This window comes from Streptomyces sp. NPDC088810 (assembly GCF_044750305.1).
GTDB lineage: Bacteria > Actinomycetota > Actinomycetes > Streptomycetales > Streptomycetaceae > Streptomyces.
Map to the genome: position 1 here is coordinate 1 of NZ_JBIVJQ010000004.1, position 13,694 is coordinate 13,694.

Sequence of the window (13,694 nt, forward strand, 5' to 3'; positions counted from 1 at the left end):
CGTGGCCCCCCCCCCCGCCCCGGTGGGGGCGCCCGGGGGGGCCCGGGGGCCGCCCGGGGGCCCCACCTTCGCCCAACCGGGGGGGGGGGCCCGGGCGGTTGGCCCGCCCCACCACCAAAAGGGGTGAACGGTCGTAACTTTCGCGTGCGGGTCGCGTTCTGGCGCGCTAAGGGATCACACGGTGATCGTCCGATCGCGAAACGTTACGCCAGGCGGACGTGATCCCGCGCGCGGGCGCTACGCCGCTGCCGGTGTGCGCCGGGCGGCGCGGCGCCGGGCCGCCAGCTCCGGGTCGAGCGCGGGGACGGCGGCCAGGAGCTGCTTGGTGTACGGCTCGCGGGGGCTGTCGTACACCTGGTCGGCGGGCCCGTACTCGACGAGCCGGCCGCGCCGCATCACCGCGACCCGGTCGCTGACCTGGCGGACGACGGCGAGGTCGTGCGCGATGAAGACCAGGGCGAGGCCGAGTTCCCGCTGGAGTTCGCCGAGCAGGGCGACCACCTGGGCCTGGGTGGTGACGTCGAGCGCGGAGACGGGCTCGTCGCAGACGATGGCGCGCGGCTCGGCGGCGAGCGCCCGCGCGATGCCGATGCGCTGGCGCTGCCCGCCGCTGAACTCGTGCGGATAGCGGTCGTAGTGCGCCCCGTCCAGGCCCACGCGCTCCAGCAGTTCCCGCACCCGCCCCCGGATGCGCTGCTCGTCCCGCTCTCCGCGCGCGCGGAGCGGGTCGGCGATGGACTCGCCCACGCTGCGGCGCGGGTTGAGGGAGGAGACGGGGTCCTGGAAGACCATCTGCACGGCCGGGTTCACCCCGGTGTGCGGGCTTCCTTCGTGGCGGATCTCGCCGGCGGTGGGTTCCAGGAGTCCGACGAGCATGCGGCCGAGCGTGGTCTTGCCGCTGCCGCTCTCGCCGACCACGCCGAGGGTCTCCCCGCGCCGGACGGTCACCGAGACGTCGTCCACGGCCGCGAAGGCCCGCTTGCCGCGCCCGAACTCGCGTCGCACGCCGACGGCCTCCAGCACCACCTCGCCGGTGGCCGGGGAGCCGGTCCGGCGGGCGTCCACGCGCGGGACGGCGTCGAGCAGTTCGCGGGTGTACGCCTCGGCGGGCGCGGCGAGGACCGTGCCGACCGGGCCGCGTTCGACGGCCCTGCCGTGCCGCATGACGAGGATGTCGTCCACGCTCTCGGCGGCCACGCCCACGTCGTGGGTGACGAGGAGCAGGCCCATGCCGGTCTCCTCGCGCAGCCCGTGCAGCAGGTCGAGGATCTGCGCCTGGACGGTGACGTCGAGCGCGGTGGTCGGCTCGTCGGCGATCAGCAGGTCCGGCTCGCAGGCGAGGGCCATGGCGATCAGGGCGCGCTGGCGCATGCCGCCGCTGAACTCGTGCGGTCGGGACCGGGCCCGCCGCGCCGCGTCCGGGATCCCGACCCGCTCCAGCACCTCCACGGCACGCGCGCGTGCGGCGCGACGCGACACGCGCGCGTGGACGCGATGGACCTCGGCGATCTGGTCGCCGATCGCGTAGTACGGGTCGAGCGAGGACAGCGGGTCCTGGAAGACCATGGCGGCCTTGGCCCCGCGCAGCCGGCGCAGTTCCTCGTCGGAGGCCGCCTGTACGTCGGTGCCGGCCACCCGCACCGAGCCGCCGACGCGGGCCCCGGTGCCCCGGTGCAGGCCCAGCAGGGCGCCCGCGACCGTCGACTTGCCGGAGCCGGACTCGCCGACCAGGGCGAGGGCGGCGCCCTTCGCCAGGCTGAAGGAGAGGCCGTCGACGGCGCGCAGGGCGCCGAACTCGACGGTCAGGTCCGTCACGTCCACGAGGTTCGTGTCCGCCGCTTCCACCAGGCTCATGCGAGCACCACCCGTCGGTCGGCCACCGCGTACAGGACGTCCGCGACGGCGTTGGCGAGGACCACGAAGAAGCCGGTCACCAGGACCATGCCGACGACCACCGGAAGGTCGACGACCTTCACCGCGTGCACCAGCTCCTGGCCGATGCCGGGCAGGCCGAACAGGGTCTCGGTGAGGACGGCGCCGCCGATGGCCGAGCCGAAGGTCACCGCGTTCAGGGCGATGACGGAGGCCGTCGCGCCGCGCAGCGCGTGCCGGGCGATCACCGCGCGCTCGCTGACGCCGTAGGCCCGGAAGGTGCGGATGTGGTCCTCGGCCAGCGTCTCCAGCATCGACGCCCGGGTCAGCCGGGCGAAGTTGGCCGCCTCGACGAGGGCGAGGGAGAGCCAGGGCAGCAGCAGGTTCCAGGCCCACTGCTCGGGGTCGTCGGTGAAGTTCACGTACTGCGGGAAGGGCAGCAGCTGCAGTTCGCCGCAGACGACGATCATCAGGACCAGGCCGATGACGAAGACGGGCGTGGCGACGCCTCCGAGGGTGAGCGCGGTCAGGAGGCGTTCGGAGAGCCGGCCGCGCCGCCAGGCGGACAGCACGCCGGTGCCGATGCCGACCACCAGCCAGATCACCATCGCGCCGAGCACCAGCGAGAAGCTCACCGGCAGCTTGGTCAGGATGATGTCGGTGACCTGCTGGTCGGTCTGGTACGACTGGCCGAGGCAGGGCGCCGCGCAGTGCTCCACGGAGGTGCCCGTGGAGAAGTCCTGGCCCACGAAGATTCCCTGCAGGAAGTGCCAGTAGCGCACGTACAGCGGGTCGTCGAGGTGGAGTTGCTGGGCCACCTGGTGGACCTGGGCGGGGGAGCAGCGCGGGCCGCAGGTGATCTGGGCGACGTTGCCGGGGGTGACGTAGAAGACGACGTAGATGATCACCGAGAGCACGAACAGGGTGATCACGGCGCCGATGACCCGGCGCAGGGCGAAGCCGGTGAAGCCGCTCACGGCCGCTCCTCCTTCCGGGGTCCGCCGCCGGGTACGGCCGCCCGGGTGCGGGCCTCCCGCTTGCGGCCGGTGCCGATGCGCAGGCGGGAGGCGGCGCGCGGGTCGAGGGCGACGCGGACGCCGTCGCCGAGGACGGTCATCGCGAACACGGTGACGAACAGCGCGAGCGCGGGCAGCAGCAGGTACTGCGGGGCCGCCTGGTACCAGACGTCGGCGGAGGTGAGCATCTGGCCCCACGAGGGGGTGGGCGGCTTCACGCCGACGCCGAGGAAGGACAGGGCCGCCTCGGCGCTGATGTTCGACGGGATCAGCAGCGCGGCGTACGTGATGACCGGCGCGGCCAGGCCCGGGAGCAGCTCGCGTACGGCGGTGCGCCAGGTGCTCCAGCCGCTCAGCCGGGACGCGGAGACGTAGTCGAGGTTCTTCAGGGCGAGGGTCTGCGCGCGCACCATCTTCGCCATCGTGGCCCACCCGGAGACCAGGGAGATGATCAGCGCGACGAGGACCGGCCGCGGGAAGCCGGCCGGCACGATGGCCAGCAGCGCGAGCGCCATGATCATCAGGGGCATGGAGATGAAGATGTCGGTGACGCGGCTGAGGACCAGGTCGACCCAGCGGTTGCCCAGGCCTGCGGCCACGCCCATGGCGACGCCGAGCAGGACCTGGACGAGGGTGGCGCCCAGCGACACGCCGAGCGAGACCCGCGCGCCGTAGACCAGCCGGGCGAACATGTCGCGTCCGGTCTGCGGTTCGACGCCCAGCCAGTGGTCGGCGCCCACGCCGCCGAGGGAGCCGATGGGAACACCCCCGCGCGCGGAGTCGATCAGGGCGGGGTGGTACGTGGTGGGGTCCTGGCCCTCCAGGGCGGTGAGCAGCGGTGCGGCGAGCGCGATCAGGACGAGCAACGCGACGACGGCCGCGGCGGCCAGGGCGGCGCGCTGTGCCCGCAGCCGCCGCCAGAACTGACGTGCCCCCGAGACCGCCGCGACGGAGGTGTCCGTCCCGGCGGTCTCGACGACGGCAAGTGCCTCGCTCACGTGCTACTTCACCGCGACCTGGGAGATGTCCAGCACGCCGGTCCAGTCGCTGATGACGATGTTCTTGACGTCCTTGCCGTACAGGCGCTTGTAGACCGGGTGGAACAGCGGCACGACGAGGGCCTTGTCGCCGATCTTCTTGTCCAGTGCCCCCCACCGCTGGGCGGCGGAGTCAAGGTCGGTCAACTTGTTGATCGCGTCAATCTCGTCATTGACCGACTTGTCGTCGAGCTGGCCCGTGTTGAAGTTCGCTCCATCCTTGACGATCTGACGGCCGTCGAAGATGGGGGCGAGGAAGGGGCCGCCGGAGGGCCAGTCGGCACCCCAGTGGGCGAGGAAGAGACCGGGCTCGGTCTTCACGCTGTGGATCTTGTCCCGGTAGTCGTTGTCCTCCAGGCCCTGCAGCTTGACCGTGATGCCGGCCTTCTTGAGGGCGTCCTGGACGGCGGTGGCGATCTCCGGGCTGGTCTCGAAGTCTTTGTTGTTGGAGTGGGTCAGGGTGATGGTGAGGCCGTTGTGGTAACCGGCCTGCTTGAGCAGCTCCTCGGCCTTCGCCGGGTTGCCGGACGCGCCCGCCGGGAACGGGTCGTACGGCGTGTAACCGAAGGACTTCTGGTTCGGCAGGAAGGTGGTGGCGGGTTCGGCGAGGGCGCTGCCGCCGGCCGCGTTGACCACGGAGGACCGGTCGATGGCGTAGGCGATCGCCTGGCGCACCTCGGGCTTGTCGAACGGCTTCACCTTCGGGTTGAAGGCGAGGTAGTTCGTGTAGCCGAAGTGGCCGGTGCCCACGCGCGCGGCCAGCTCCTTGTCGCCGGTCACCTTGGCGAGTTCGGCCGGGCCGAGGTTGGTGTCCGTGGTGACGGCGGCGGCGTCCGCACCCTGGGACGCGGACAGCCGCTGGTTGATCACCGAGGAGTCGAGGCCGGAGCGGACGTCGATGGTGTCCGGGTACGCCTTGCGCTCCTCGTCGGTCGCCGCCGACCAGTGCGTGTTGCGCTCCAGGAGGACGTGCTCGCCGTCGTTCTCGTTCTTGACGACCTTGTACGGGCCGGACGAGATGGGGTGTGACTCGTACTTGGTGCCCGTGTCCTTGCTCTTGGGCACCGGGGTGAACTGCGTCTGCGTGGCGAGGTACGGGAACTCGCCCTCGGGCTTGTTCAGGTGGAAGACGATGGTCCGGGCGTCCGGCGTCTCGATCGCGGACAGGCCCTTCTTGTCCTTGTACGGCCCCTGGTAGTCGGCGGCGCCGACCAGCCAGTCCCGCAAGTAGGGCGCGCCGCCGGAGAGTTCGGGGGCGAAGGAGCGCTCGATGCCGTACTTGATGTCGGCCGAGGTGATCGGCGTGCCGTCCTCGTACGTGAGGCCCTTCTTCAGGGTGTACGTCCACACGGTCGCGTCCTTGTTGGGGCGCCCGGTGTCGGTGGCGAGGTCCGGGACGACCTTGGCGCCGGCCGCGCCGTTCTCGCGGTTGCGCGTGGTGAGGGTGCGGAAGACCAGCGAGGGGACGTTTCCGCCGCCGGAGGTGTACAGGCGCGCGGGGTCGAAGTCGGTCTGCGGCTCGGAGTTCAGGACCGTGAGCGTGCCGCCCTTGTGGGGCGTGGAGTCGCCACCGGAGCCCTTGGCATCGCTGTCCTCCGGGCCGCAGGCGGCGGCGCCCGCTGCCACGACCAGGCTGACGGATGCCGCTGCCACGCGGCGCGCTATGACGGACGGTTGACGCATCGGAGTGACGACCTCTCGGGGTGACGTGGCGGGGCTGATCGAGGGTTTCTCGATGGGTGAGACGTGTGGACGAGGAGTGAGACGACTGCGGGCAGACGTCGGCCCCGGCGCCGGGTCGTCGAAAAGTCCGTGACACGGTCACGGACGAAAAGGAGAGGAGGATCGCGACGCGAACGCCGGGGAGGCGGCGTCAGCGACAGTGGATGTCGGCCACGCAGAGTGCGGTCACGCCGATGAGCGCCAGCTCGATGGCGGCGCTGCTGCAGACGGCATGACTAGACCACATGAGCAGAAATATGTACGAGCATACGGCTCGATGTCAATGTGACATAAGTGGTGCCTGTCAACTCCCGGGGTACGGCCACGGGTTGGCCCGGCAGTGGATTCCGTCGTGGTCCAGGAACTTGGTCTGCTGCTGCATGACCGGCGCCGGCTCCCCGTCCTTCTGACAGCTGACGTGACCGTGGCCGAGCCGGTGGCCGACCTCATGGTTGATCAACATCTGCCGGTACGCATGGATCCGGTCACCGTACGTCTTGCTTCCTTGAGCCCACCGGTACGCATTGATCATGACGCGTTCGGTCGCGGCCGAGTCGCAGGAGACGTTGTCCTCCGTGGTGTCCAGGCCGGACTTGGCGCACCACTTGGCGGTGGTGCCGGGACTGGCCAGCGTGATCACGAAGTCGGGCTTGCCGGAGGAGATCCGCTCGAAGGTGAGGGCGCCGCCGTGGGCCCAGCTGCGCTTGTCGTTCAGGGTCTGCTGCACGGCCTCGGCGAACAGCGCGCCGTCCAGCCCCAGACCCTGCTCGACGTCGACGCGGTAACGATACTTCTGCCCGGTACCGGGCGCCTTGTCGAAACCGGGCACCGCGTCGAACTTCCCCGGTCCGGCCAATTTGGCGCCGAGGGGGTACTTCTCGGCCATCTTCTGGTCGTACGTCAGCGGCACCGGGCTCGGTGCGGTGGCGGGCGTCGGCGCGCCGGAGGTGTCGCCGGGGGCACCCGCGTCAGGGGCCTGGCCGGTGACCGACTGCGAGCGCACGCCCTCGTCGTGCTGCGCCTTGGTCACCTGTCCGGCGACGACCACCGCGAGCACGGTGGTGACGGCGGCCGCCGCGATGCCGGTGAAGGCCAGTCCCCTGGTCCCGCCGCGCTGCGCGGGCATGCCGGCACCGGACGCGGAGGCCTCGGTGTCCCCCGTGTTCCGGACGCCCTCGCCGGCGCCCTCGAAGGCCTCGAGATACTCCTGCCGGGGGCCGGAACGACGCCGTGACCCGCCCGGAGGCCGGGCACTCGGGCCCGGGGCCCCCGGCTCCGCCTGCCGCTGCCGCGGCAACACGACACCGGAACCGCCGCCACCGGCCGCCCGCGCGCCGAACTCCCCCCAGCCGCCCCCGGCTTCCCGCTGCTCGGGATGCCCACCACGCGCCCCCGGAGCCGACGCAGCACCGCCGGACCTCGGCACACCGTGCGCCGGAGTACCGTCCGCAAGCCGCGGCACGCCCCGCGCGGGGGTGCCGTCAAAACCCCGCACCGGGGTGCCGTCAGGAGACCCCGGCACATCCCTCGCGGTGTCCTCGCCGGAGCGTGCGCCCCGGCTGTCTCCCCGCCTGGCGGCTATGTCCGCGGCGTCGCCCTTCGGGGCCGGTCCGCGGCGGCTGTGGCGTCCCACCCCGGCCCTCAGCCCCTCGCGCCCGCGGCGTCGGCGACCTCGCCGGAGCCGTTCGCCTGTGCCAGGAGCTCCCGGAACGCGCCGGCCACCAGCTCCGGGTACTCCATCATCGCGACGTGCCCGGCGTCCGGCAGGGACAGCAGCCGGGAGTCGCGGAAGGCGCGGGCGGCCCGGTGGGCCATGCGGAAGCCGACGAGCTGGTCCCGGCCGCCGTAGACCAGCAGCGTGGGGGCCAGCACCCGCTCGGCCTGGCGCCACAGCCCGTGCTGTCCGCCCAGCGTGTAGGCGTTGACGATCCCGCGCGCGGAGCGGGCCATCGCATCCCAGAAGTACGGCAGTTGCTGCCGCCGCTCCAGCTCCTCCACGGCCTGCTGGAACGCCTCCGGCGAGACCCGCCCGGGATCGCCGTAGCAGAGCGCCATGACCCCGCGCACCCGCTGCTCGGCCGTCCACTCCCGGGTGAGCCGGGTGAAGAGGGCGGCGATGCCGGGCACGCTGAGCAGCCCCGTCGGCACCGCGGTGCGCTGCACCCGCAGCTCGGGCAGGGCGGGCGAGACGAGCGTGAGCGTACGGACCAGGTCGGGCCGTACGGCGGCCACGCGCGTGGTGACCGCGCCGCCGAGCGAGTTGCCGAAGAGGTGGACCGGGCCGCGGCCCGCCGCGTCGAGATAGCGGATCACCGCGCGCGCGTGCCCGGTGACGGAGTAGTCGCCGTCGTCCGGTGGCGGGGAGTCGCCGAAGCCCGGCAGGTCGACCGCCTCGCTGTCGACGACCTCGTCCAGCTCGGCCATGAGGGACGACCAGTTCTGCGAGGAGCCGCCGAGCCCGTGGACGTACAGCGCGGGCGGCAGGCCCTCGCGCGCGGGAGGCCGGGAACGCACCGACAGGGTGACACCGGGCAGGCCGACGGACCGCAGCCGCTCGCCCTCGCCGACCCGGACGGGCGCCACCCTGGGAAGCACACTGGCGGCCGGCACGGACGGCGACTCGGTCGAAGACATGCGGCAATGTTACGAGGTGATCACGCAGGGGCTCGTGTGTTCGCCGTCACAGCGTGAACCCGTACGGAGCCGGAGACCCGGTGCGGCGAACGGGCCTGACGGCATGGCGTTGGGATCTGCTGTCTCCTAGGCTCGTACAGAGGGCACCCGCGTGTGGCCCCTGCTCTATCCAGGGACGTTCGTAGGAAGGGAGCCCACCATGGCCTATGACCCCATCGAGCCCGACGCGATCGAGGACATCGACGACCTGGACGCGGAGGCGGTGCAGGAGCGCGACGTCGAGGCGCCGGAGGTCGACGCGGCCGAGCAGGCCGCGGACATCGCGCCGGAGCGCGACGACCCGCTGACCGGAATGGACCCGGACCGCGGGAACGTGGCCGATCTGGTCGAACAGGCACGTGTGGTCTCGCTCGACGAGGACGACTACCGCTGACCTCGCAGGTCCGCGCGGGGCCCGGCCGGCCGCACCGGACGGGCCGCGCGGCTTCCGCCGTCGTCCGGTACGTGAAATTCTGCGCTCGCACCGCGCACACCAGGGTTACCGAAAAGTACGATGGCCGCGCGGCCGACACCGCATGTGGACGACTTTGGGAGGCGGCGTGACAGCCATCGAGCAAACTGAGGCGGCACGCCCACGGGGCACCCGTCTGCCGCGCCGAGCCCGGCGGAACCAGTTGCTGGGCGCCGCTCAGGAGGTTTTCGTCGCGCAGGGCTACCACGCGGCGGCGATGGACGACATCGCCGAGCGGGCCGGCGTGAGCAAGCCGGTGCTCTACCAGCACTTCCCCGGCAAGCTCGACCTCTACCTCGCGCTGCTGGACCAGCACTGCGAGTCGCTGATCCAGGCGGTGCGCGGCGCGCTGGCGTCGACGACCGACAACAAGCAGCGCGTCCGGGCGACCATGGACGCCTACTTCGCGTACGTGGAGGACGACGGCGGGGCCTTCCGGCTGGTCTTCGAGTCGGACCTGACGAACGAGCCCGCGGTGCGCGAGCGCGTCGACAAGGTGACCAACGAGTGCGCCGAGGCGATCTGCGACGTCATCGCCGAGGACACGGGCCTCTCGCGCGCGGAGTCGATGCTGCTGGCCTCCGGTCTGGGCGGGCTCGCCCAGGTGGTCGCCCGTTCGTGGCTGCACAGCGACCGCAGCGTCCCACGCGATCAGGCGGTGCAGCTGCTGACCTCGCTGGCCTGGCGGGGCATCGCCGGCTTCCCGCTGCACGGCACCGAGCACCACTGACGGCGGTTTGTTCCCGCGCGCTGTTCGCTCCTGGCGTTCCCGCCCAGGCCGTGTACGTCCCCTCACCGGGCTAATGTGTGCTGGGTACGGCGCGGTTGATCGCGCACATCACTGACCGTCGGAGGGACATAGCCGTGGAGGTCAAGATCGGCGTGCAGCACGCGCCCCGCGAGATCGTTCTGGAGAGCGGTCAGAGCGTCGAGGAGGTCGAGAGCATCGTGGCCGAGGCGCTGGCCGGGAAGACCGGGCTGCTCAGCCTCCAGGACGAGAAGGGCCGCAAGGTCCTGGTGCCGACGGACCGTCTGGCGTACGTGGAGATCGGCGAGCCGACCGTGCGCAAGGTCGGGTTCGGCGCCCTGTAGGCGACACGTGTGTGCGAAGGGCCCGGCGGCCGTGTGCCGCCGGGCCCTTCCGCGTGCCGCGCTGCCCACGGACGGAGCACAGGGCCTTCACAGCGCAGGATTGCAATCCGCAGGTCACGGGTATGACGGGCTACGACCGTCGAGCCAGACCGGCCGTGGGAGGGACCCCGACATGATCCTCGAAGCACTCGGCTCCGCCGTGCTCGGTCTGATCCTGGCGTGGGCGGCGACGCACCGGCTCGCCCACCGGCTCCCGGCCCGCCCGCTGGTGATCTGCACGGGCGTCGCCGGAGCCCTCTTCGGCGACTTCGTCACCCACACCGCCCTGGGCCCCGGCACCGCCCTGCTGAGCCTCCTGGGCGCCGCGATCATCTCGGTGGCGTCCCTGTCCCTGCTCCTGCGCCCGACAGGCCGCCTGCGCCGCCGATCAGCAACGGCGTAGGGGCCGCCGCGCCCCGAAGGGGTGCGGGGAGCGCACCGTTTCTCAGGCCGCGAGGCCCAGCGCAGCCATCCGCTTGGTGTGCGCCTCGGTGATCCGGGAGAACATCCGCCCGACCTCCGCGAGGTCGAACCCGTCGGCCACCCCGCCCACGAGCATCGTGGACAGCGCGTCCCGGTCGGCGACCACCCGCTGGGACTGCGACAGCGCCTCCCCCATCAGCCGCCGCGCCCACAGTGCCAGCCGGCCGCCCACGCGCGGATCGGCGTCGATGGCGGCCCGCACCTTCTCCACCGCGAAGCCGGCGTGCCCGGTGTCGTCGAGCACGGCCAGCACCAGTTCGCGCGTGTCGGAGTCGAGCCGGGCCGCGACCTCCCGGTAGAAGTCGCTCGCGATGGAGTCGCCGACGTACGCCTTGACCAGGCCCTCCAGCCAGTCCGAGGGCGCCGTCTGCTTGTGGAAGCCGTCGAGCGCGGCCACGAACGGGTCCATCGCGGCCGTCGGCTCCTCGCCGATCTCGGTCAGCCGGTCCCGCAGCCGCTCGAAGTGGTGGAACTCGGCCGAGGCCATCTTCGCCAGCTCCGCCTTGTCCGCGAGGGTCGGCGCCAGCTTGGCGTCCTCCGCGAGCCGCTCGAACGCCGCCAGCTCCCCGTACGCGAGCGCGCCGAGCAGGTCCACGACGGCGGCGCGGTACTGCGGGTCGGCGGATGCCTGCGCCCAGTCCTGGGCGGCGACACCGGTGGGCTCGGCGGGTTCGGCGGACGCGTTCTCAGGCTTGTCAGAGCTAGTCATGAGGCGCACAATAGTCGGCTCGACGCTCCGCTCAAGCCCTGGTCAGCCAGTGTGACCACGACTACGTGACCAAATCGGCCATCGCATGTGCGCGAATCCGGGGTATGGTGGTAATGCGCCTGCCAGAGTGCGTCGACGATGCTCGACGTGTCCCGACAGGCCGCACGCATGAGGATGCCCGGTCGGTGGCCCGATCGGCTCCGACCCGACAGCCCTCCAAGGCCGTACGGCAGTGATCGTACGACGGCAGGAGGGACCCCTCAGCGGTACGAGCGCTAGAGCGTCGGCAGAGGTCCCGTGTCATACGGCTTGCCCGAGTGGTTCGTCCGTACGGCAGCCGACGTCCCCGGCACGGTCAGTCATGACCCCCCGCGCTCGCCTCGCACCGCGCACACAGAAGAGGCAGCACCCTGACTACGACGTTTCGTGAACTCGGAATCCTCCCCGAGACCGCCGAGGCCCTGGAAGCCGTCGGCATCATCACCCCCTTCCCCATCCAGGAGATGACACTCCCCGTCGCCCTCTCGGGCACGGACGTCATCGGCCAGGCCAAGACCGGCACCGGCAAGACGCTGGGCTTCGGCCTCCCGCTCCTCGAGCGCGTCACCGTCCCCGCCGACGTCGAGGCCGGACGCGCCGCCCCCGAGGCCCTCACCGACGCCCCGCAGGCGCTCGTCGTCGTCCCCACGCGCGAGCTGTGCACCCAGGTCACCAACGACCTGCTGACGGCCGGCAAGGTCCGTAACGTGCGCGTCCTGGCGATCTACGGCGGCCGGGCCTACGAGCCCCAGGTGGAAGCCCTGAAGAAGGGCGTCGACGTGGTCGTCGGCACCCCGGGCCGTCTGCTGGACCTCGCGGGCCAGAAGAAGCTGAACCTGAACCACATCAAGAGCCTGGTCCTGGACGAGGCCGACGAGATGCTCGACCTGGGCTTCCTGCCCGACGTCGAGAAGATCATCAACATGATTCCGGCCAAGCGCCAGACCATGCTGTTCTCGGCGACCATGCCGGGCGCGGTCATCGGCCTCGCGCGCCGCTACATGTCGCAGCCCGTCCACATCCGCGCCACGGCGCCGGACGACGAGGGCGTGACGGTCGCGAACATCAAGCAGTTCGTCTACCGCGCGCACAACATGGACAAGCCCGAGATGGTCGCCCGCATCCTGCAGGCCGAGGGCCGCGGGCTGGCAATGATCTTCTGCCGTACGAAGCGCACGGCCGCCGACATCGCCGAGCAGCTGCAGAACCGCGGCTTCGCCGCCGGCGCGGTCCACGGCGACCTCGGCCAGGGCGCCCGCGAGCAGGCCCTGCGGGCCTTCCGCAACGGCAAGGTCGACGTCCTCGTCTGCACCGACGTCGCCGCGCGCGGCATCGACGTCGAGGGCGTGACCCACGTCATCAACTACCAGTCCCCCGAGGACGAGAAGACGTACCTGCACCGGGTCGGCCGGACCGGCCGCGCGGGCGCCAAGGGTACGGCGATCACGTTCGTCGACTGGGACGACATCCCGCGCTGGCAGCTGATCAACAAGGCGCTGGAGCTGGACTTCAACGACCCCGTGGAGACGTACTCGAGCTCCCCGCACCTGTTCTCCGACCTCGGCATCCCCCAGGGCACGAGGGGCACCCTGCCGCGCGCGGAGCGGACCCGTGCCGGTCTGGACGCGGAGGAGCTGGAGGACCTGGGCGAGACCGGCGGGCGGGGCGCGCGGGGCCGTGGTGGCCGCGGCGGCCGTGCCGAGTCGGCCCCGGCCGAGCGTGAGCGTCCGGCCCGTACCCCGCGCCGGCGCCGCCGTACCCGCGGTGGCACCCCGCTGGACGCCTCCCCCGCCGCGCCGGTCGCCGAGACCGCCGGCACGGAGGAGGCTCCGGCCGCGACCCGTACCCCGCGCCGCCGTCGCCGCACCCGCGGCGGAGCGCCTGCGGAGCAGGTGACGGCCGCCGCGGCGCCGGCGGCGACCGACGTGGCCGCCGCCGAGACGGTGGTCACGGCCGAGGGCCCCGCCGCCCTGGAGACGCCGGAGAAGCCGCGCCGCCGCCGCACCCGTAAGCCGGCCGTGACGGAGGCACCGGCGACCGAGCAGGTGACCGAGCCGGCCGCGGACGTGACCCCGGTGGCCGAGCCGGCCGCCGAGCCCGTGGCCGAGTCGGTGATCGCGGACAGCCCGGTGGCGGAGCCCGAGGCCGCTCCGGCCGCGGCGACCAAGCCGCGCCGCCGCACCCGCAAGACGGCCGAGCCGGCCCCCGAGGCCGAGGCGGCACCGGAGACGGCGGAGCCCGCCGAGGCCAAGCCGCGCCGCACCCGCAAGACCGCGGCCGCCGCCGAGACCGCCGTGGACACCGCCGAGGCCACCGAGGCCAAGCCGCGCCGCCGCACCCGCAAGGCAGCGGAGCCGGCCACGCCCGACGCCCCCGAGGCCGAGGCCGAGGCCAAGCCCCGCCGCACGCGGAAGACGGCAACGGCCGCCGTGGACACCGCGGAAGGCACGGAGACCAAGCCGCGCCGCACCCGCAAGACCGCCGCAGCCGCACCGGCAGCGGAGGTCACCGAAGCGGAAGCCGAGCCCAAGCCGCGCCGC

At 72.4% G+C, this 13,694-nt stretch carries 13 protein-coding genes; 5 read left to right on the forward strand and 8 right to left on the reverse strand.

Going from position 1 to position 13,694, the window contains the following annotated elements:
- Window positions 1-237: 237 nt before the first annotated feature.
- From ACIP4Y_RS14565 to ACIP4Y_RS14595, 7 genes are all read right to left on the reverse strand, one after another.
- Window positions 238-1,854, reverse strand: a complete 1,617-nt coding sequence (locus ACIP4Y_RS14565) for a dipeptide ABC transporter ATP-binding protein (RefSeq protein ID WP_401392556.1) — start codon at window positions 1,852-1,854, stop codon at window positions 238-240.
- Complete coding sequence (locus tag ACIP4Y_RS14570) at window positions 1,851-2,849, reverse strand: ABC transporter permease (RefSeq protein ID WP_401392559.1); 999 nt, start codon at window positions 2,847-2,849, stop codon at window positions 1,851-1,853. The genes ACIP4Y_RS14565 and ACIP4Y_RS14570 overlap by 4 nt, the downstream gene beginning before the upstream one ends.
- On the reverse strand, window positions 2,846-3,886 hold the full coding sequence (locus tag ACIP4Y_RS14575; protein ID WP_401392562.1) for an ABC transporter permease: 1,041 nt from the start codon (window positions 3,884-3,886) through the stop codon (window positions 2,846-2,848). Before ACIP4Y_RS14575 ends, ACIP4Y_RS14570 begins: the two co-directional genes overlap by 4 nt.
- Window positions 3,887-3,889: 3 nt before the next feature.
- Window positions 3,890-5,608 carry an ABC transporter substrate-binding protein gene (locus ACIP4Y_RS14580; protein WP_401392565.1) on the reverse strand — a complete coding sequence of 573 codons (1,719 nt, stop codon included), beginning with the start codon at window positions 5,606-5,608 and terminating at the stop codon, window positions 3,890-3,892.
- Window positions 5,609-5,798: 190 nt separating this feature from the next.
- Window positions 5,799-5,894, reverse strand: coding sequence for an Ms4533A family Cys-rich leader peptide (locus tag ACIP4Y_RS14585; RefSeq protein WP_309550493.1), 96 nt, complete (start codon window positions 5,892-5,894; stop codon window positions 5,799-5,801).
- A 57-nt stretch (window positions 5,895-5,951) separates the two neighbouring features.
- Window positions 5,952-7,280, reverse strand: a complete 1,329-nt coding sequence (locus ACIP4Y_RS14590; RefSeq protein ID WP_401392569.1) for a DUF3152 domain-containing protein — start codon at window positions 7,278-7,280, stop codon at window positions 5,952-5,954.
- A gap of 8 nt (window positions 7,281-7,288) precedes the next feature.
- Entirely contained in the window at window positions 7,289-8,281 is a 993-nt protein-coding gene (locus tag ACIP4Y_RS14595) for an alpha/beta hydrolase (protein WP_358648101.1), read from the reverse strand.
- Window positions 8,282-8,480: 199 nt separating this feature from the next.
- Between ACIP4Y_RS14595 and ACIP4Y_RS14600 the strand changes: the two genes are divergently transcribed.
- From ACIP4Y_RS14600 to ACIP4Y_RS14615, 4 genes are all read left to right on the forward strand, one after another.
- A complete protein-coding gene (locus ACIP4Y_RS14600; protein WP_401392573.1) occupies window positions 8,481-8,714 on the forward strand; it encodes a hypothetical protein in 234 nt (77 codons plus the stop codon).
- Window positions 8,715-8,880: 166 nt separating this feature from the next.
- Window positions 8,881-9,522, forward strand: coding sequence for a TetR/AcrR family transcriptional regulator (locus ACIP4Y_RS14605; protein WP_184968416.1), 642 nt, complete (start codon window positions 8,881-8,883; stop codon window positions 9,520-9,522).
- 134 nt (window positions 9,523-9,656) lie between these two features.
- Window positions 9,657-9,884, forward strand: coding sequence for a DUF3107 domain-containing protein (locus ACIP4Y_RS14610; RefSeq protein ID WP_030346231.1), 228 nt, complete (start codon window positions 9,657-9,659; stop codon window positions 9,882-9,884).
- 172 nt (window positions 9,885-10,056) lie between these two features.
- Window positions 10,057-10,326 carry a hypothetical protein gene (locus ACIP4Y_RS14615; RefSeq protein WP_401392577.1) on the forward strand — a complete coding sequence of 90 codons (270 nt, stop codon included), beginning with the start codon at window positions 10,057-10,059 and terminating at the stop codon, window positions 10,324-10,326.
- Window positions 10,327-10,368: 42 nt separating this feature from the next.
- Here the strand turns inward: ACIP4Y_RS14615 and ACIP4Y_RS14620 are convergent, their stop codons facing one another.
- Window positions 10,369-11,115: a ferritin-like fold-containing protein gene (locus tag ACIP4Y_RS14620; protein WP_388323604.1), complete on the reverse strand. Its 747-nt coding sequence runs from the start codon at window positions 11,113-11,115 to the stop codon at window positions 10,369-10,371.
- Between the two features lie 503 nt (window positions 11,116-11,618).
- Between ACIP4Y_RS14620 and ACIP4Y_RS14625 the strand changes: the two genes are divergently transcribed.
- The coding region (locus tag ACIP4Y_RS14625; RefSeq protein ID WP_401392581.1) for a DEAD/DEAH box helicase at window positions 11,619-13,694 on the forward strand (2,076 nt) is incomplete at its 3' end.